Source organism: Ruegeria lacuscaerulensis, from assembly GCF_013034685.1.
Classification (GTDB): Bacteria; Pseudomonadota; Alphaproteobacteria; order Rhodobacterales; family Rhodobacteraceae; genus Ruegeria; species Ruegeria lacuscaerulensis_B.
Genome location: NZ_WQGO01000002.1, coordinates 306,216 through 322,581 on the forward strand (window position 1 = coordinate 306,216; position 16,366 = coordinate 322,581).

15 protein-coding genes are annotated in these 16,366 nt (G+C 54.7%); 9 read left to right on the forward strand and 6 right to left on the reverse strand.

Annotated features, from left to right (window positions below; all coding sequences use genetic code 11):
• Nucleotide 1: 1 nt before the first annotated feature.
• Complete coding sequence (locus GOV80_RS05820; RefSeq protein ID WP_170771745.1) at nt 2–1,054, reverse strand: extracellular solute-binding protein; 1,053 nt, start codon at nt 1,052–1,054, stop codon at nt 2–4.
• Nucleotides 1,055–1,180: 126 nt separating this feature from the next.
• Between GOV80_RS05820 and GOV80_RS05825 the strand changes: the two genes are divergently transcribed.
• The 7 genes from GOV80_RS05825 to GOV80_RS22720 all read left to right on the forward strand — a co-directional run bounded on the left by GOV80_RS05825 (nt 1,181) and on the right by GOV80_RS22720 (nt 6,239).
• Nucleotides 1,181–1,813, forward strand: coding sequence for a TetR/AcrR family transcriptional regulator (locus GOV80_RS05825; RefSeq protein ID WP_170771747.1), 633 nt, complete (start codon nt 1,181–1,183; stop codon nt 1,811–1,813).
• Between the two features lie 287 nt (nt 1,814–2,100).
• Nucleotides 2,101–2,691, forward strand: coding sequence for a TetR/AcrR family transcriptional regulator (locus GOV80_RS05830; RefSeq protein ID WP_170783223.1), 591 nt, complete (start codon nt 2,101–2,103; stop codon nt 2,689–2,691).
• Nucleotides 2,688–2,951 (forward strand): hypothetical protein, encoded by a 264-nt coding sequence (locus GOV80_RS05835; protein ID WP_170771751.1) that lies wholly within the window; start codon nt 2,688–2,690, stop codon nt 2,949–2,951. The genes GOV80_RS05830 and GOV80_RS05835 overlap by 4 nt, the downstream gene beginning before the upstream one ends.
• Nucleotides 2,952–2,960: 9 nt before the next feature.
• Entirely contained in the window at nt 2,961–4,112 is a 1,152-nt protein-coding gene (locus GOV80_RS05840; protein ID WP_170783224.1) for an aromatic ring-hydroxylating oxygenase subunit alpha, read from the forward strand.
• An 18-nt stretch (nt 4,113–4,130) separates the two neighbouring features.
• On the forward strand, nt 4,131–4,604 hold the full coding sequence (locus GOV80_RS05845; RefSeq protein WP_170783225.1) for a hypothetical protein: 474 nt from the start codon (nt 4,131–4,133) through the stop codon (nt 4,602–4,604).
• Nucleotides 4,605–4,616: 12 nt separating this feature from the next.
• A complete protein-coding gene (locus GOV80_RS05850) occupies nt 4,617–5,675 on the forward strand; it encodes a ferredoxin--NADP reductase (RefSeq protein ID WP_170783226.1) in 1,059 nt (352 codons plus the stop codon).
• Between the two features lie 399 nt (nt 5,676–6,074).
• Nucleotides 6,075–6,239, forward strand: coding sequence for a DDE-type integrase/transposase/recombinase (locus GOV80_RS22720; protein WP_170771759.1), 165 nt, complete (start codon nt 6,075–6,077; stop codon nt 6,237–6,239).
• Between the two features lie 232 nt (nt 6,240–6,471).
• Here GOV80_RS22720 and GOV80_RS05860 read toward each other — a convergent pair whose 3' ends face one another.
• Nucleotides 6,472–7,539, reverse strand: a complete 1,068-nt coding sequence (locus GOV80_RS05860; RefSeq protein WP_170783227.1) for a ParB/RepB/Spo0J family partition protein — start codon at nt 7,537–7,539, stop codon at nt 6,472–6,474.
• Entirely contained in the window at nt 7,532–8,917 is a 1,386-nt protein-coding gene (locus GOV80_RS05865) for an AAA family ATPase (protein WP_170783228.1), read from the reverse strand. Before GOV80_RS05865 ends, GOV80_RS05860 begins: the two co-directional genes overlap by 8 nt.
• 579 nt (nt 8,918–9,496) lie before the next feature.
• Here GOV80_RS05865 and GOV80_RS05870 point away from each other — a divergent pair.
• Nucleotides 9,497–10,768 carry a replication initiation protein gene (locus GOV80_RS05870; protein ID WP_170783229.1) on the forward strand — a complete coding sequence of 424 codons (1,272 nt, stop codon included), beginning with the start codon at nt 9,497–9,499 and terminating at the stop codon, nt 10,766–10,768.
• A gap of 48 nt (nt 10,769–10,816) precedes the next feature.
• Nucleotides 10,817–11,968, forward strand: coding sequence for an enolase C-terminal domain-like protein (locus GOV80_RS05875; RefSeq protein WP_214647962.1), 1,152 nt, complete (start codon nt 10,817–10,819; stop codon nt 11,966–11,968).
• Nucleotides 11,969–12,355: 387 nt separating this feature from the next.
• Here GOV80_RS05875 and GOV80_RS05880 read toward each other — a convergent pair whose 3' ends face one another.
• The 3 genes from GOV80_RS05880 to GOV80_RS05890 are packed head-to-tail and all read right to left on the reverse strand — an operon-like array spanning nt 12,356 to nt 16,347.
• The gene (locus GOV80_RS05880; RefSeq protein ID WP_170783230.1) at nt 12,356–13,255 is read right to left on the reverse strand and encodes a LysR family transcriptional regulator; all 900 of its coding nucleotides are present in this window, start codon (nt 13,253–13,255) and stop codon (nt 12,356–12,358) included.
• Between the two features lie 49 nt (nt 13,256–13,304).
• The gene (locus GOV80_RS05885; protein WP_170783231.1) at nt 13,305–14,603 is read right to left on the reverse strand and encodes an HlyD family type I secretion periplasmic adaptor subunit; all 1,299 of its coding nucleotides are present in this window, start codon (nt 14,601–14,603) and stop codon (nt 13,305–13,307) included.
• Nucleotides 14,596–16,347 carry a type I secretion system permease/ATPase gene (locus GOV80_RS05890; RefSeq protein ID WP_170783232.1) on the reverse strand — a complete coding sequence of 584 codons (1,752 nt, stop codon included), beginning with the start codon at nt 16,345–16,347 and terminating at the stop codon, nt 14,596–14,598. Before GOV80_RS05890 ends, GOV80_RS05885 begins: the two co-directional genes overlap by 8 nt.
• Nucleotides 16,348–16,366: the final 19 nt, after the last annotated feature.

A 16,366-nucleotide genomic window follows, 5' to 3' on the forward strand; every position in this document is an offset into this window, starting at 1 on the left:
TTCACTGCTGCAGAGTTTCCAGCCACAGATCCTGCATTTCGATGTCCAGATCTGCATCCGGCGCAGGGTAAAGCTGTGTCAACGCCAGATAGTCAGGCTGTTGATCCCAGCGCAGGATGTCTTTTTGTGCGTCGGTCAGAACGTCTCCGGCCTTGGCATTTGCGGGCATTCCCCAAAAGCACGAAGACGTCGCCAGACGGGCCTGCCCTTCGGGGCTGGTGATGTACTTGATGAACTCAACCGCCAGATCGGGGTTACTGGCCCCCTCGACCACGCCGATGGATTGCGCCCAGCGAACCGCGCCCTCCTTGGGGATGGTCCATGTCAGTTCCGGCTGTTCCGAGGCGAGCACGGCCGTCAGCCACTCACCCCCACCCACAACGATATCTACTTCGCCTGTCGCCAGTGCTGTTTGCGCCGCAACCACCCCCGCGACCGAGGCAGCTCGGCTTCGCATGGTTGAAAGGACACCATCGATCTTTGCCAAATCTCCCGCGCCAATTGCGTCCGTTGCAATGCCTTCGGCAATGGCGGCCAGCCCCATCACGGGCAGGTAGTAGTCATAGATCGAAATCCGCCCGTCGTATTTCTCGGACCAGACAGTGCTCAGGCTTTCCATATCAGCGGGATCGACCTTGGCCGAGTTGTACGAGATCGTGTTGTAGCCAAATTTCTCGGTCACGGCATAGGTCACGCCGTCAACTGTGTTATTTTCGACCATGACAACTTCGGGGAAGTAATCCGCAGTCGAGACCGCGCCCTCGGGCAGCGGGGCCAGAACACCGGCCTCGACTGCGCGGAACACATCGATCCCGTCGACCACAAGCACGTCCCAGTCGCCGGGCCTGGATTGCTCCAGCAGTGCAAGTGCCGCCCCCGTTCCCTCGTATTCCCGCAGATTGACCTTGACGTTATGCTTCGCCTCAAACGGAGCGATCAGTTCGGGATCGGTATGGTCACACCACACCAGCGCATTCAGTTCGCCTTCGGCCCAGGCATTGCCAGCCATCAGGGCCAGTGCCGACACACCAAGGATTTTACGTCCGGTTTGCATTCCTCATCTCCTGTTGATTGTGGGTCGCCCGGTTTTTGAGTGGGTCTGTTCGAAAAAACTTGAACAGCCTCATCTTTTTAGTCAACTCTAAATTTGGATTTGTGCTACACGAGGTCATTTTTCCAAATGGCAGGATTAAGAGAGCGGCAAAAAGCAGCGCGCGAGCGTCGCATCCTCGAAGCTGCATCCATAAAATTCCGGTCGCACGGGTATAGATCCGTGAAAATCGAAGAATTGGCAGAAATGGCCGAAGTGTCTGTCGGCACAGTTTACAACTACTATGAAACCAAGGGCGACATTCTGATTGCAACTGTTGCGATGGAAGTCGAAGAGGTCATCGCCGCAGGCGCGCCCATCCTGACCGACCCTCCGCAGCGCGTTGATGATGCGATACTGGCGTTGATTTTCCAGTATTACGATCACTCGCTTGAATACCTCTCAAAGGAAATGTGGCGCACGGCGATTGCCCATTCTATTGAACACCCCAACACGCCAAGCGGTCGGCGCTATGCGGAACAGGATCGTCGGTTGGTGGCGCAAGTAACCGAATTGATTGCGGTTCTGCAGGATCGAGGAAAAGTTCGCCGAAACCTGGTGGCAACAGATTTGGGCGCGCTTGTCTTCAGTGCATTAAATCAGGCGTTTATCGAATTCATCAAACAGGATGAGATGACTCTCACTCAGCTTAGAGATCAAATAACCGCACAGATTGTTCCAGTCGCGAACCTCATTTCCGCAGATGCTTCACCATCGGCTTAAGACTTAAGGCTTGTTGTTCGCAAAGGTTTTTTTGGTCATTGTCGCTAGGTTCCAATGAATAGAAGCCAGGCAGAAGTTTAAGTGGCCGGCAGCATTCTGAAGTCGTTGCCCTTGGACCCCGACGCGATGCGGAGATTGGTGGAAGGCAAGCCTCACACGCTTAGCCTCGCCTCCCTTGTATCAACCGAAAAACTGCGACCCTTCCTGAGACGAAGAAGTTAAATTGTCACCATTGACAAACTATCGAGCATAGTTATTTGTCATCACTGACAATTTATAGGGCCAATATGCCGCGACCTTCGTTAAAAGACCAAAGATCTCAGGAAATTCTGGACGCATATCTCACATGTGTGGCGCGGTTCGGGCTTAACGGTGCGACGCAAGAGCGGATCGCCGAGATGGCTGGCGTGAAACGACCGCTTCTGCGTCACTACCTTGGAAACAAGGACGAAATGGTAACCGCCTTGGCCGGCTACGTTGTTGCAGGTTTTTCTGAGTCGCTGGAAGGGCTCCGACAGGCGCTGCCAGGCGGAGCAACGCCGTCTGACCTTGTAGACGCACTGTTTGCCGACGATAGCGGGACCGATCCACGGTTGATGCTGGCCTATCAGGCATTGGTGGTCGCGGTTCCGAATCGTCCGGATCTGAGGCAAGATCTGATGGACAGCCTTACGGAGTTTTTCGATGTGGTCGAGGATATCCTAAGGCGTGCCACCCCTAACGCGCCAGATACACACATTCGCGCCGTGACTCAGGGAATTTCTGCAATCTTTGTCAGTATGGACGCCCTGTCGCGGCTGGACCCACCCAAAGTCTGGCGTGCGGAATTGAAACTGGCGGCCTCTTTGCTGGCCTCCACTCTGGAGGCAACGCCATGAGCCATGCCAGAACGGCGAATTACATTGCTTTGCCTATCCTGCTGATCGCCACCGTCTTAGAGCTCTACTGGGTATGGGGGCTGCTTTTTGTTTGGTGGATCGTCCCAACCGTTCTGAACCGGCAAGCCTTTCTGGTCTTCGAGATCAACCGAGATGACGACCCTTTGCTCTACTGGGCCATAGTTTGCCTGTGGGCTTTGTCGGGACTGATGATGATCGCCGCCAGCCTGTTTCCGCAATACGCCCACCTGCTTGCCTGAGGAATTGACATGACCAAAATGTACCACCACCTGCCGGTCTCGGCTTATACCTCTCAGGACTGGTTCGATCGGGAACAGCGGCAAATCTTTTCGCGCACCTGGCGGTTCGCGGGATTGGTCGAGGATGTCGAGGGCCCGGGGCATTACATTTCCGTTCAGGCAGGCCTGAACAACCTGTTCATTGTCATGGGTCGTGATCACCGTCTGCGCGCTTTTCACAATATTTGCCGTCATCGGGGCACCCAACTGATCCGCGCAGTTGGAAAAACGCAAAAGGCGCTGACCTGCCCGTATCATGACTGGACCTATGACCTGGAAGGCAACCTGATCTCGGTTCCTGACGAGGCGTCCGAGTTTCCGAACGGTGTCGACAAGACCTGTCTTGGGTTAAAGCCTGCAAGCGTCGATGTTTGGCGCGGCATGATGTTTGTGCATCCCGACCCGGACGCGCCGACTTTGGCGAAGTGGTTCGGCGAGGTCGATCCTTTTCTCGGCCCTCACAAACCCGAGGCGTTGGTCGAATATGTTGATGGCAGAAACAGCTATGAGATCAAGGCCAACTGGAAGATCGTTGTTGAGAACTACGTCGACGTCTACCACCTAAGCCATCTGCATTCGAACACGCTGCACATGTATGACCATGCAAAGGCGGAATACGGTTGGAAGGGGCCGCACTACCACTTTTGGGAGCCCCCATCAGCAGAATACGCCAAGGACCACGAAGCCAACTTGCCAATGCCGCGTACAATACCTGAACCGCATGTCGGGGCATGGGTTCCAATGCTCTTTCCGGGTATCGGCATCGGGGCCAGCGAAGAAAGCTGGAACTTGTTCATCATCACGCCTCTGGCGCCTGATCTGACGCGTATCGAAAATCGCACAAAGCTGGCGAATGTTTCGGACTGGGCGTTTCAGAAACAACAGTGGAAAAGCTGGGGCTTCTGGAAGGATTTCGGCGGCGCAAAGTACCACGGTGATGATGCGGCTGGTGACGATGACCCAATGGCATCCGGAGATTTCACGACCGAGGATATCTATGCCTGCGAACAACAGCAGAAGTCTCTGAAAAGTCCATACCTTGAAATCGGTCCTGCCGGTGTTGGCGAAAGCCCGATCACGCAGCACCAGAAAGCCGTGCTGGCCTTCATGCAAGACGACTGAACGATGTGGAAACGGATCATGAAATCCATCCAAGCCACCCTGATCGGCGTTGCAGTCGCTTCGGCTCTGGTGCTAACAGCACAGTCGGAGGCCCCCGAGGACATGGCTGCGCGTATTTTGCAGGCCCAGGACGAACAGAGCCTGTTGGCCACATGGGACAACTGGCACCCTGAGGCCACGCACCGGGTCGTACTTAAATACGGGCCGGGTCAGCAGGATGATTGTTTTTCATATCGGATCTCTGATAGCGCCGATGCGGAGGAAACCGACTTCACCAAGGCTTTGGAGGGGCACTCGGAAACCGCACGATCTGAACTTCAGATAACTGCGCGATCCGAGGAAGATACCCGCTACGTCACTGCCGTGAGCCAGGTGGATTATGAATGGCAGGGATATGCTGGAAAGATGCGTCAGACAGATGAATTTGTCTTTGAAACCTACTTGGGTGGAACGGTGATCCGGTCTTTGACGACAACTTGCGACTACCGATGATTGGATTTCCCGATGCAACGTGACTTTCATTCTCTGACTGTGTCAGAAATCCGCAAAGAGATTGGGGGGGCCGCTACCAGCGTCACCTTTGATGTTCCATCTTCCGCGACCGATCTGTTTCAATGGACAGCCGGTCAGCATTTGACGGTCAGGTTTCAGCTGGACGAGCAAGAGCAAAGGCGAAGCTATACTATCTCGAACCCACCCGGGGTTGCGCTGCGCATTACCGTGAAACGTGTGAAAGATGGGATTGTCTCGAACCACGTGGGTGACACCCTGAAGGTTGGCGACGCCGTCGATGTCATGCCGCCATTCGGACATTTCAAGCTGCAGCCCGGGCCTTTGAAACGGCGCACGCATTATTTCTTCGGTGGAGGCAGCGGCATCACGCCTCTTTATGCGATGATCAATGCCGTTTTGGCCGATGAACCCCATTCGGTTGCGCATCTGGTCTTTGGCAACACGGAAGCAAGCGGCATTCTTTTCAAGGATGAACTGGATCAGATTCAAGCGCAATTCCCGCAGCGTTTTACTGTGCGCCATGTGTTGTCACGCCCTACTTTACTTAGTTGGCTCAGCCCCTGGCGTACGGGGCGGGTAGGTACTGATGCCATTTTGGCTGCAATTTCCGAAACACCTCCCGTCGCCCAAGATGCTCAGTACTGGATTTGCGGCCCCGGTCGCATGAACGCAGAAGTACGGGCGTCACTGCAAAATCTGGACGTTCCGGACAGCCGCATCCACTTTGAAAGCTTCGGCGGAGATAGTGAAAGCGACATGAGTGTACCCGGCATCGAGGCGACGGCTCGAATTGAGATGAACGGCAGGTCGAATGAGTTGCCGGTTGCTGCGGGCCAGACCATACTCGAAGCTGCGCGATCAGCAGGAATAAACCCGCCGTTCAGTTGCCAGTCCGGTGTTTGCGGGGCCTGCATCGCCCACCTGACCGAAGGCGCCGTCCATATGCGGAACCGGATCGCGCTTGACGACGGTGACATTGCAAAGGGGCTGATTCTGACTTGCCAAAGCGTGGCAACGCAAAAAAACATTGCTTTGCGGTTTGAGAACTAAATTCAGAATTTGCGCTACGAAAAGGGCTTAGCTTTTGACACACCGAGTCCGCATGTCGGAAATGGTATTTGCAACAGATTCGAGGTAAACGGCTCTGTCACAAACTCTGTAGTCTGCCCGCTGATCTGTTCGAAGATCCGGCGAGTAAACTCCCAGAACAGTGGTCGCCAGGTGTTAGCCGGCTCGTCCAAGGACGTGCCTCATCCAAAGGATATGATCTTGCTCTGAGTCTATTTCTAACTGCGATACGGCGCGTCGTAGCGCGATCAGGAAAAGATCATGCCCAAGCGAGGGGTATAGGTGGATCGCGCGACCTAGAACAGTTGGATCATCATATTCGCACCTCCGGTCGCGGAACGGGCCCGCTGTCAAAAGTGGGTCTGAGTTCGCTCATGGCGTATAGACGAGACAAAAATCCTTATTTGTGAAAAATGGATGTTTCTCTATCGAGCGGTCAGCAAAGCAAGAGAAAACCTCGATTTCATTCTGTCTGAGCGAAGGAACCGTCCCGCGTCAGTCAGGCTCTCCGGCATAGTCCTGTATTCCAGCATCTCTGGAACTTAATGCTCATTAATAAATCTTTTTGCGCACTACTTTCTACTGGTGATTTCTGTGAACAAAGTCGATGTCACTACACCGTCGGGTCATAAGCCCTGCCCTGCCAGTAGTTTGATCAATTCAAATGAAGCACACATTGACACCACACTCAAGAATCCTTCCCTGCCCCACCCAAGACAAACCCGACACCCTAGACATCGCTTCAAACGAGCGTTGAAACGCGGGTTTCGCAGCGAAACTAACCGATGTGATCTGCAAGCTGACGCAGCAGCACTTCAACGGCCTCACGATCCAGGCTTCGCCCTTCTACCCGGATACGCACCTCGCCCGGTGCGACCTCGGCGCTTAACGAACCTCCATTTGCCAAGGCCACAGGATCAATGCGTTCGACCTGTTGCGGACGTCCCCCTCGGGACTTGATGACAGGCTGCACGGGCGCGTCCTTTGCCGCCTGCTCCAGAAGCTTCCATTCCGATCGGGCATCCAGTACCTCGGCCCCGTCTAGCGCCTCACGGAATCGCGCCTGAGCACCGTTGCGCAATCCTGCCGCCAATTGGAGGCCCGCTTTCTCCGTCAACTCCGTCGGAAACTGAAGCAGGTCGCCCAGGGCCTCATGCACTACCGCAAAGCTGCGAACCTTAGATCTCTTGGCTTTGGACGCAGTCGAGAACAAGGCATTGACCGCGTCTTCAACCGAGTCGAACACACCTTGCCCTGCAGCCAACACCGCAATACGCCCCCGCTCATAGTGGCTTAGGTTCGAGCGCAACTCATTTTCTTCCACCATCGAGACATAAGCACCCTGCCCCGCTCCGGCATCGCGGATGAATGCAGGGATCTCTGCAAAATTCGAATCCGTCGCAGCCAAACGCCGAAACGCTTCAAACCGCCGATACCCCGAGATCAACCCGTACCCGTCCTCAAGCCCGGTGACTTCGATCGGTGTGCGAAGACCATGCGCGCGGATGGACTCGATCAACTCCGCCATTTCCTCTTCGTTGATGTCCAGTCGATCGCGCCGAATGTAGTCGGGCTCGACCTCATCCAGAGCAACCTTATGTGCAACCAACCCGTCACTTTGCGCCAAGCGCCAACGCTCGGCATCGCCCTGATCCTGAGCCAAGGCAGCGCGATCCGTGACAGCGGCCATGCCCGAGAGGGCTGCGGCCTCGGCCGCAACCTGTGCAATTGGGGGCGTCAGTGAGTTGGTCTCAAACGGATTGGATTGCGGTTTCGCGGCGAAACCTTCCTCCATCTCCTGCAACGCGGTGGCGTCCGGTGCGGTCAATCTTCTGCGCTTAGCCATCTGCCTGCTCCTCCATCTGAGCGTCCCGCCACCAGCATCCGATCAAAAGCTCTTTGAACTCGGCATAGGTTCTGTCGAATGTCTCGCGTCCGCGGACATATGTTTCTCGGTTGAATTCACGGTAATCCGCTTCGTAGATTCCATTCACTTGCTCGCCGGCCTGTCCGACCAGAGCGGTATAATCCTGGCGATAAGCGTTCATGAAATCGCCGAAATAGGCCTGAATCACATTGGCCATATCGGTCTGTTGGCTCGCATCAAACCGCGTAATGATCGCGCGGACCACGTCCCATTCGAACTTCATCTCAGGCAATCCAGCAGCGCGGTGGGCTGTGTTTTCGCCATCTTCGATACTGGCGAATGTCGAATACAGCATGTCAAAGAACCGGCCGGTTGAATCAAACTCCAGAAAAGACGCCCCAAGCGGCACCAGCAAGATATCGGCCGCGGCCAGCGCATTGATGGTCAGGTAGCCAAGGGCAGGGGGTGTGTCCAGAAAGATGACGTCATACGCATCCAGAACACCGTCATCGTTCAAAAAGTTGGTCAATCCATCCCACAGAGGCCAACTGCGCAATCCCATACGCCAGACGGGAATCTGAAATTCGGCCCAGTAAAGGTTCAACTGCGCACCGATCAGGTCAATATTGGGCCAATGCGTTTTCTGGATGACGTCATGCGGCTGAGTGGTCAGCGCCTCTCGCAACGTTTCATCCAGCTGAATTTCCGGCTGCTCTGCTGCGGCACGAACCTGGTTTTCCTGCTGAACAGCACGCGCATAGTCCTTGGCGATCAGCGGAAACACGGTTTGCCATTCATCTGCAACATTGCCGCCCAAAATCGAAGTCATCGAACCTTGGCTATCCAAGTCGATCACCAGGACTTTGTAGCCGTCCAACGCGGCTGACATGGCCAGATGCGCGGCGGTGCTGGTTTTACCAACACCACCCTTGAAGTTCGCCACCGAAACCACCTTGGCGGGCAGACCTTCGGGACGATAGGGTAGGTATTCTTTCGTGCTGACCCCTTCGCTGGCAAAGAACTTGCGTAGGGCCAGCACTTCTTCCAACGTGAACCACTTGGACCCGCCCTCTCCCTCGCCCTGAGGAAGTTCTGGATTGGCCTTGAGCACACGCCGGAGATGGGCGGGAGCGACCGGGATAAGGTATTTGGTGATTTCCCATGTGGAAAACCGTCGCAAGCGTTTTTCACCATCGGGCGCGTATCCACGACGGGCAAGATCATCACGACCTTTGGCGCAAAAAGCGGCAGCTTTCGCGAATCGCTGAGTCCCAATAGGATCCGGTAATCGGACAGCCGCAGCCTCTGGATCAAGATTCAGATAGGGGGGCAGGCTAGGTTGTGCAGGTTTGTTCACTGTCGGTGCCTCAGAAAATGTTCGCCTTATCAGCGTATATTCATCAATCTAACGTACATTCTGTTCTTGGGCTATCCTTGTTTGAAAATTATTCGGGTTTTAGGCGGTTGTGGAATCAGTTTCGCTGCGAAACCTGTAGGATTCGAGGAAAAAGCAGCGACAAATAGTTTTGATTCTTTAGGGTATTTAGAAACTTTGCAGCTGTAATATTACTTATTATCAACATGGTAGATGCAACTTGGTACCCGAATTCAGGCTGTTGGGTACCTGTATACGGGATCAATGGAACCCAAATGCGGGATGAAAGGTTGCCGTTCTCGGGAACAAGAGCGCCGATTCTCGGGACGTCACAAATGGCTGAAAAAGGAGTCTATTATTGCCGTTTAGCCCCTAGTTTCAGCGTCACGTGATGATCGCTGTTGTCCTATTCCTTAGATCAACTCTGAAAGACACGCCGTTCAACCTAGTAAGGTACCTGTCTACAGGACGTATCTCATCCTGTATTTGGGCACCCAATAAGAATTGAAATCAAGGTACCTTTCGTGACAGAATAACGCAAACGAGCAGTCAGGCAGGAAAATGCCAGAGACACAGGTCAATATGGATACTCTCACGGGCGCGCTGCGGCGTGAGACCGTGAAAAAGAACGTTGCCGCTATTCATATCAGCGGCAAGCTCACATTGTTGCAGCGTAAACTGTCAAATGTATTGCTGCTAAATGCCTACGACACTTTGACATCAGCTGCGACCCACACGATTGATGCGCGGACGCTGGCCATGATGGTCGGATATAATTCCAACGATTTTGACACACTCAGATCCAGCTTGCGCGCCCTTGCCGAGACGGTGGCCGAATGGGACATGCTGGATGAAGAAGGGCGGCAGGAATGGGGTGTTTCGTCGCTTTTGAGTTTTGCCAAACTCAAGAATGGTATCTGCGAATACGCTTACTCTCCGGCGTTGGCGCAAAAGCTGTTCGATCCGAAGATCTATGCACTGATCAATGTACATATCCAACGTAATTTCAGCTCAGGCCATGGCTTGGCCTTATATGAAAATTGCTACCGTTTTGTACGCACCGGGTCGACGGGATGGTGGGCGCTGGATGTATTTCGCAAACTGATGGGCGTGGATGGCAGCGACTATTACGGCAGCTTCAAGCATTTGAACGCCAAGATCATAAAGCCAGCAGTGGCTGAGGTGAACAAAAGCTCGGACATCGTGATTGAACCAGAGTTTCGCAAAAAGGGCAGGGCGGTCACGGATATTCGGTTTCTGATCCGGGAAAATCCGCAGATGGCCATGTTCCAAATTGATGACGGCGATGGGGTCCGTAATCTTCCGGTTTACAAAAAACTGCGTAAACAGGGGGTCGCGGATCGGTTGGCCCGACAATGGATCGCCGAACATGGTGAGGACTATGTTCAGCAAAAACTGGATTACATGAATGAACGGCAACAGGGCGTAAAGTCGACGATAGGGTATCTGTCTGCGGCTTTGCGCGATGACTACAAAGTTCCGGATAAGCCCGTACCTTCCGATCCCAGCCCCGAGATTTTGGAGGCCGCTCGGAAGCGAAAGGCTGATCAGGCACAAGAAGATCAGGCATATGAAAGTCGCGCGGCCGAGCGCACGGAACGGGCGCGGAAACTGTCGGTGGTTGAAGATTTGGTTTCGCGGCGAAACCCCACGCAACGCGACGCAGATAAAAGGCTCTTTCTATCGGGCTTGTCAGATGATCTGGATCGCGAGCATTTTCGCGCGCATGGATGGCGATCCGGATTGAACGCGACTGCTATCTTTGCGTTCTGGGATGAATTGGAACCCGGAGCGTTTGAGGAACAGGTTTAAGGCTCGGGGTCAGTGATTGCGATGAAGCGGCTCTGTGCGTAGGTTTTGGTGAACGAAAGAACTGGTCGCTGTGGCCTTCTAAATCTGCAAAAGAAAGGCTTGGTTGTTGTGTCAGAAATCACCATCACAAAGCTGAAGATCTGCCCTGTATTGGTTCCATTGCGACGCCCTGTCGTTGTGATGACCGGGCAGGTTACGATGGCCCCTTTGGTGCTGATTGATCTCGAACGAAGTGATGGGTCCGTTGGCCGCAGTTACCTGTTCACGTATTCTCCGATTGCCTTAAAAGCCACGGCGGCTCTATTGCGCGATCTGGCGCCGGTAGTGGAAGGAACTCCTGCGGAACCGCGTGGACTGCACACGCGCCTCTTGGGGCAGTTCAAACTGCTGGGGACCGAGGGGGTTACACTGATGGCCATAGCCGGGATAGACATGGCAGCGTGGGACGCTGTTGGGCAGTCTATTGGCAGACCGTTGTATCAGGTTCTGGGCGGCGCTGCGAAAGCTCTTTCCGCTTACAACTCGAATGGAATGGGCTTGATTGGACCCGGTAGGGTTGCGGGCGAGGCCCGGGACTTGTTGGCAGAGGGCGGATTCTCAGCCTTGAAAGTTCGGCTGGGTTATCCCGACGTAGACACTGATCTGGCTGTGTTGGACGAGGTGCGGACCGCGGTCGGCGAGGCGACGACAATTGTGACTGACTATAACCAGGGGCTGTCAGTAGCTGAGGCAAAACAGCGGCTAACCGTCTTGGCCGGGAAGAAGTTGGGATGGATAGAAGAGCCGATTGCGTTCGACAATTATGATGGGCTGGCCGAACTGCGCGCAGTTTCTACCATTCCTATTCAAGGGGGTGAGAACCATTGGGGGCCGGGTGACATGGCGCGAGCGACAAGCGCGGGGGCGCTTGATTTGGTCATGATAGACGCCATGAAAATCGGTGGGGTAACAGGTTGGCTCGAGGCCTCAAGCCTTGCACGCGCCGCAGGATGGCCGGTGTCGTCGCATCTTTTCCCTGAGGTTAGCACGCATCTGATGTGTGCGGATCCGGGCGCGCATTGGTTGGAGTGGGTCGATTGGGCGAATCCAATCCTCAAGGACCCATACGAAGTGGTCAACGGCAAAGTAACCCCGCCCGATCGCCCGGGAATGGGTTTGGAATGGGACGAGGGTAAAGTGGCACAATACGCCATAGGTTAACGTCGACCCAAGCCTAGATTTGGCAATCTGCGCGGAACGGACTTTTGATTTGCGTTCGAAGTTAGGTGGCCGCTACTTGGAACCCGTCGATGTAATACCGACATTCTTTCGTCTGTGCCTTGAACTTTAAGGCGCTTTCGATGTTGAAAAATCCTACGCTTCAACGATGCCGGTGCTAAGCAATCAGGTGCTACGATTGTCCAGTTTTTCTGGGTTGGCGGTGAAGTGGTCATTTTGTGTTTATTTTGCGCACATAAGGGCAATGCCGCCTTGAAAACGGCCTTTGCATTCAGCTTGTTCGAAAGATGTACTTCAAGGTCACCGGTGAAAAGTGTGAAACACAATCCTGCGAGAAGGTCCTTTCCAATCCGATTGGGACACTTCAGCTCAAATCGAAGACAAAAACTCCCGCATTACCCGGTTTTGATTGTCGATTGCTTTATCAAAAATACCCGTCGCTTTTGCGGCGTCGTAGGAAAGATCTCCAACGTTGAACCGACCCAAATGGAGTCGCCCAAAATCTCCTAAACTTTTATCAAGAAAGCGCAGGTTTCTGGATTTCATCTTTTGCACGACGAACAAATCGCCGATGCAACCGATGCCAAGACCGGCAGAAATCGCATTCAGATAAGAGTTGATGCCCGCCGCGCGGCATACGACCTTATATCCGACGCCCAAGGATTCGAGTTTTGAATAAAAGACATTGGAAAACCTAACAAATTCAGAAAGCTCTACTATCGGAAGCTGAGTGCTGCCCCCGAAATTCTCTAATGGAAAATCAGAGCTGGCGATCCAGCGCATAGTGAATGGCCAGCTTTTCCGGAGTGACGGCAAGTTTTCGTCCCGAACGACCGAATACGCGACATTCCCCTCGATGAAACGAATTTGATCTTCGAGGTCATCATAGTTTTGCATTTCTATAAATAACGAGGACCGGGCGATATCGGGGGCCGTGTGAAATAAATTGTAGGGATTCAGGAAAGCTTCGATCGTTGACAAAAACGCGATGCGAACAGGCTGGCTGCCTCTACTGTCTGAGATGTTCCGTATGCGATGTATGTTTTGCAGTATTTTCTCGCTGCAATCCAGACGTTCGCGGCCGCTTTCCGTCAACGCTAGATTGGGGTCACCATTTTCAAATAAGTTGACCCCGACCAGAGTTTCAAGCGATCGGATCCTGTTGCTTATGGCTGGCTGAGATCGACCCAGCTCTTTAGCCGTCTTCGAATAGGACTTGACCTTACACAGGATCGCAAACGACTCAATTGCCTCGAGTGAGATTCTCATTGTTCTTGCCTGCTAAACAAATTCCGCCCTCTCGGGCGGAATTACCGTTTCATTCGTCCCGGAACGTCTTGGACATGGCATCCCGAATGGGCCGCGACAGATATGAGATGACCAGTCGTTCCCCGGTTGAAACCAGTACTTCCACCGGCATACCGGGAACCAACTCGTTGTCCTCGATCTTGGCAAATTCCTCGGATTGAATCTCTACCTCGGCACTATAGTAAACAGCGCCTGTCGCAGGGTCTGACAACGTGTCAGCCGACACCCATTTCACTGACCCATTCAACTCTGGGGTCTGGTTGAAATTGAACGCGGTCAGACGAACCCGCGCGTCTTGACCGGGAACGACCCTGTCAATTTCGGTGACGGGAATATTCGCCATAAGAATGGGCTGCTCGGCGACCGGAACGATATCCATAATCGCCTGCCCGGGCGCGACAACGCCACCTTTGGTGTGGAATCCAAGGTTCAGAACCCGACCGTCCAGCGGCGCCAATATCTGGCTGCGAGCAATTCGGTCCTGAGCTGTTGTCTTACGTTCCAAGACTTCGCGCAACCGCTGAGATACGTCGGATAGTTCGGTCGAGACTGCTTCACGGGATGTGGCCGCATTGCTGATCAGTGCGCTTTCGACCTCGGCGATCTGGGCCTGCACACTGTCGATCTGAGCTGTGTTCGTGGACAAGCTTGCTTCGATATCCAACGCAGCGCGGCGCACCTGAAGCAGTCGTGTCACGTTTGCAAGACCTTTGTCGTTCAAGACCGAAACAGTCTCAAGCTCTTCCTGGGTCAGTCTCTGGTTGGCTTCCTGCGATTTGATCTGGCTGCGCAGGCCTGCCACCTGAGCCAACAGCGCGTCCTTCTGGGTTTCAAGCTGAGCGATATTGGCAGCTTTTGCCATCGCACGGCTTTCAAAAAGCTGCGCTTCGCTTTCGAAAATCTCGCGAATATCTTCGCTGTGATCAAATTCCGAGGCGAAAGACAGGAAGTCCAGGTTGGCCAATTCAGCTTGCAACCGCGCCTTGCGAACGGTCAGAGTTGCAATCTGGCTGCTCAGCGCATTCAGTTCCGCCTGTTCGCGCGTCGTGTCCAAGCTGACAAGAACCTGCCCCTGTTTCACGGCATCATCTTCCGAGACGTGGATCTCATAAATAATGCCACCTTCAAGGTGCTGGACCGTCTGGCGATCCGTCTCAAGCGCCACCATGCCGGGGGCAACGATCGCGCCGTCGATGCGGGTCGCAACGGACCAATAACCTAGCCCGCCTACCATCAGACCCATAATCGCGGTTCCAAGCAGAACCCACTTTCCAATTCCGTCTGCCGGAGCTGTCTTTGCGTTACGCATTGGTCTTACCCTCACGTTTTGGCGCAGCAGTCTCTGCGTCTGCGCTGGCTTTCTTGTTGCGGTTTTCCGAGTAGGTCCGAAGGATTTCGTCCCGCGGGCCATAGGCCGAGACCCTGCCGCCATCCATTACCAGAACCTTGTCCGCCTGATTCAAGGCACCAAGACGATGCGCGATCATGACAACGGTTCGTCCTTCGCTTTTGAGACGATCAATCGTCATCGACAAAGCCGCCGTACCAGCCGCATCCAGGTTCGAGTTCGGCTCGTCCAGCACGATCAGGGACGGATTCTTGTAAAGAACACGGGCCAAACCGATCCGTTGACGCTCGCCACCCGACAGCGCGCTACCGCTTTCGCCCAGAGACGTGTCATAGGCATCGGGCAGCTTCAGGATCAGGTCATGCGCATTTGCCGCTTGGGCCGCTGCGACAACATCGGCGTCGCTGGCATCGGCTTGGAAACGGGCAATGTTCTCGCGGACCGTACCGTCGAACAGCTCGACCGTCTGCGGCATGTAGCCGACAGAGTCGCGCAGTTGCAGGGCGTTCCAATAGCTCATGTCCGCGCCGTCAAGCCGCACGCTGCCCCGACTGGGTTCCAACGTACCGACGATCACACGGGCCAGCGTGGATTTACCCGATCCACTGGGGCCGATAACCGCAAGCACCTCACCAGGGTCCAGCGACAGGGAGACGTTTCGCAGTACCGTTGCACCGCCGTTCGGGGTGGTCGCAAAGACGTTTTTCAGCTCGAGAACACCGCGCGGTTGCGGCAGTTGAACCGATGGGCTGGCAGGAGGATAGTCTTCCAGCAAGCTGTTGAGACGCTTGCGGGCAGCGCTGGCCAGAACATATTGCCGCCAGCTACCGATCGCCTGTTCGGCAGGAGCAAGCGCGCGCCCAACCAGAACCGAGGCCGCAATGATCGAACCGGCACTCAGATCACCCGAAATGGCAAGATAGGCACCCAAACCCAGAACGGCGGATTGCAAAATCAAGCGTACGGTCCGCGAGATGGATGACAGTGTCGACGCCATGTCGCTGATCTGGCTCTGTTTCACTTGTGCCTGTCCGTTCAGACCGTGCCAGTGGTCATACAGATCGTCGCGCATCCGCATCGCGTGGGCGACTTCATGGTTGCGGCTGACGTCGTTCAGAACGCGATTGCTGCGAACCTGAAACTGGTTGGCACGTGCTACGCCGCGCTGCGTCAGCACGTTGTTGAGCATGGCCACCGCCAGCAAAAACACCACACCGGCAAGACCGGCATAGCCCAGCCAAGGATGCAGCAGATAGGCAAAGCCAAGATAGATCGGGGTCCAGGGGGCATCAAAAATAACCGCTGGGGTCGAGCCGCCCATAAAGTCGCGCAACGTGCCCAAGTCGCCCACGGCATCGCGCCCCTTGGCGCCGCCTTCCTTGACCGAGCGTTCAATTTGCGCCTCGAAAACGCGTTTTTCCAACGTGTTGCCAAGCCGGTTGCCGATACGCACCAGAATGCGGGACCGCACCAGGGACAGCAGGCCAAACACAGAATACAGCCCCAGCATCAGCACGCTCAGACCCAGCAAGGTCTGGTAGCTCTGGCTGGGCAATGCCCGGTCATAAACCAGAATCATGAACAAAGGACCGGTCAGCATCGTCAGGTTGATCACCATGCTGATGACACCGGTGGCAAAAAGACCCGGGCGAGCAGCACGGAACGCTTGCTCAAGCTCGGTACGTTTGAGGGGACTATGGGACATGGTGGCCCTCTTTCTGACA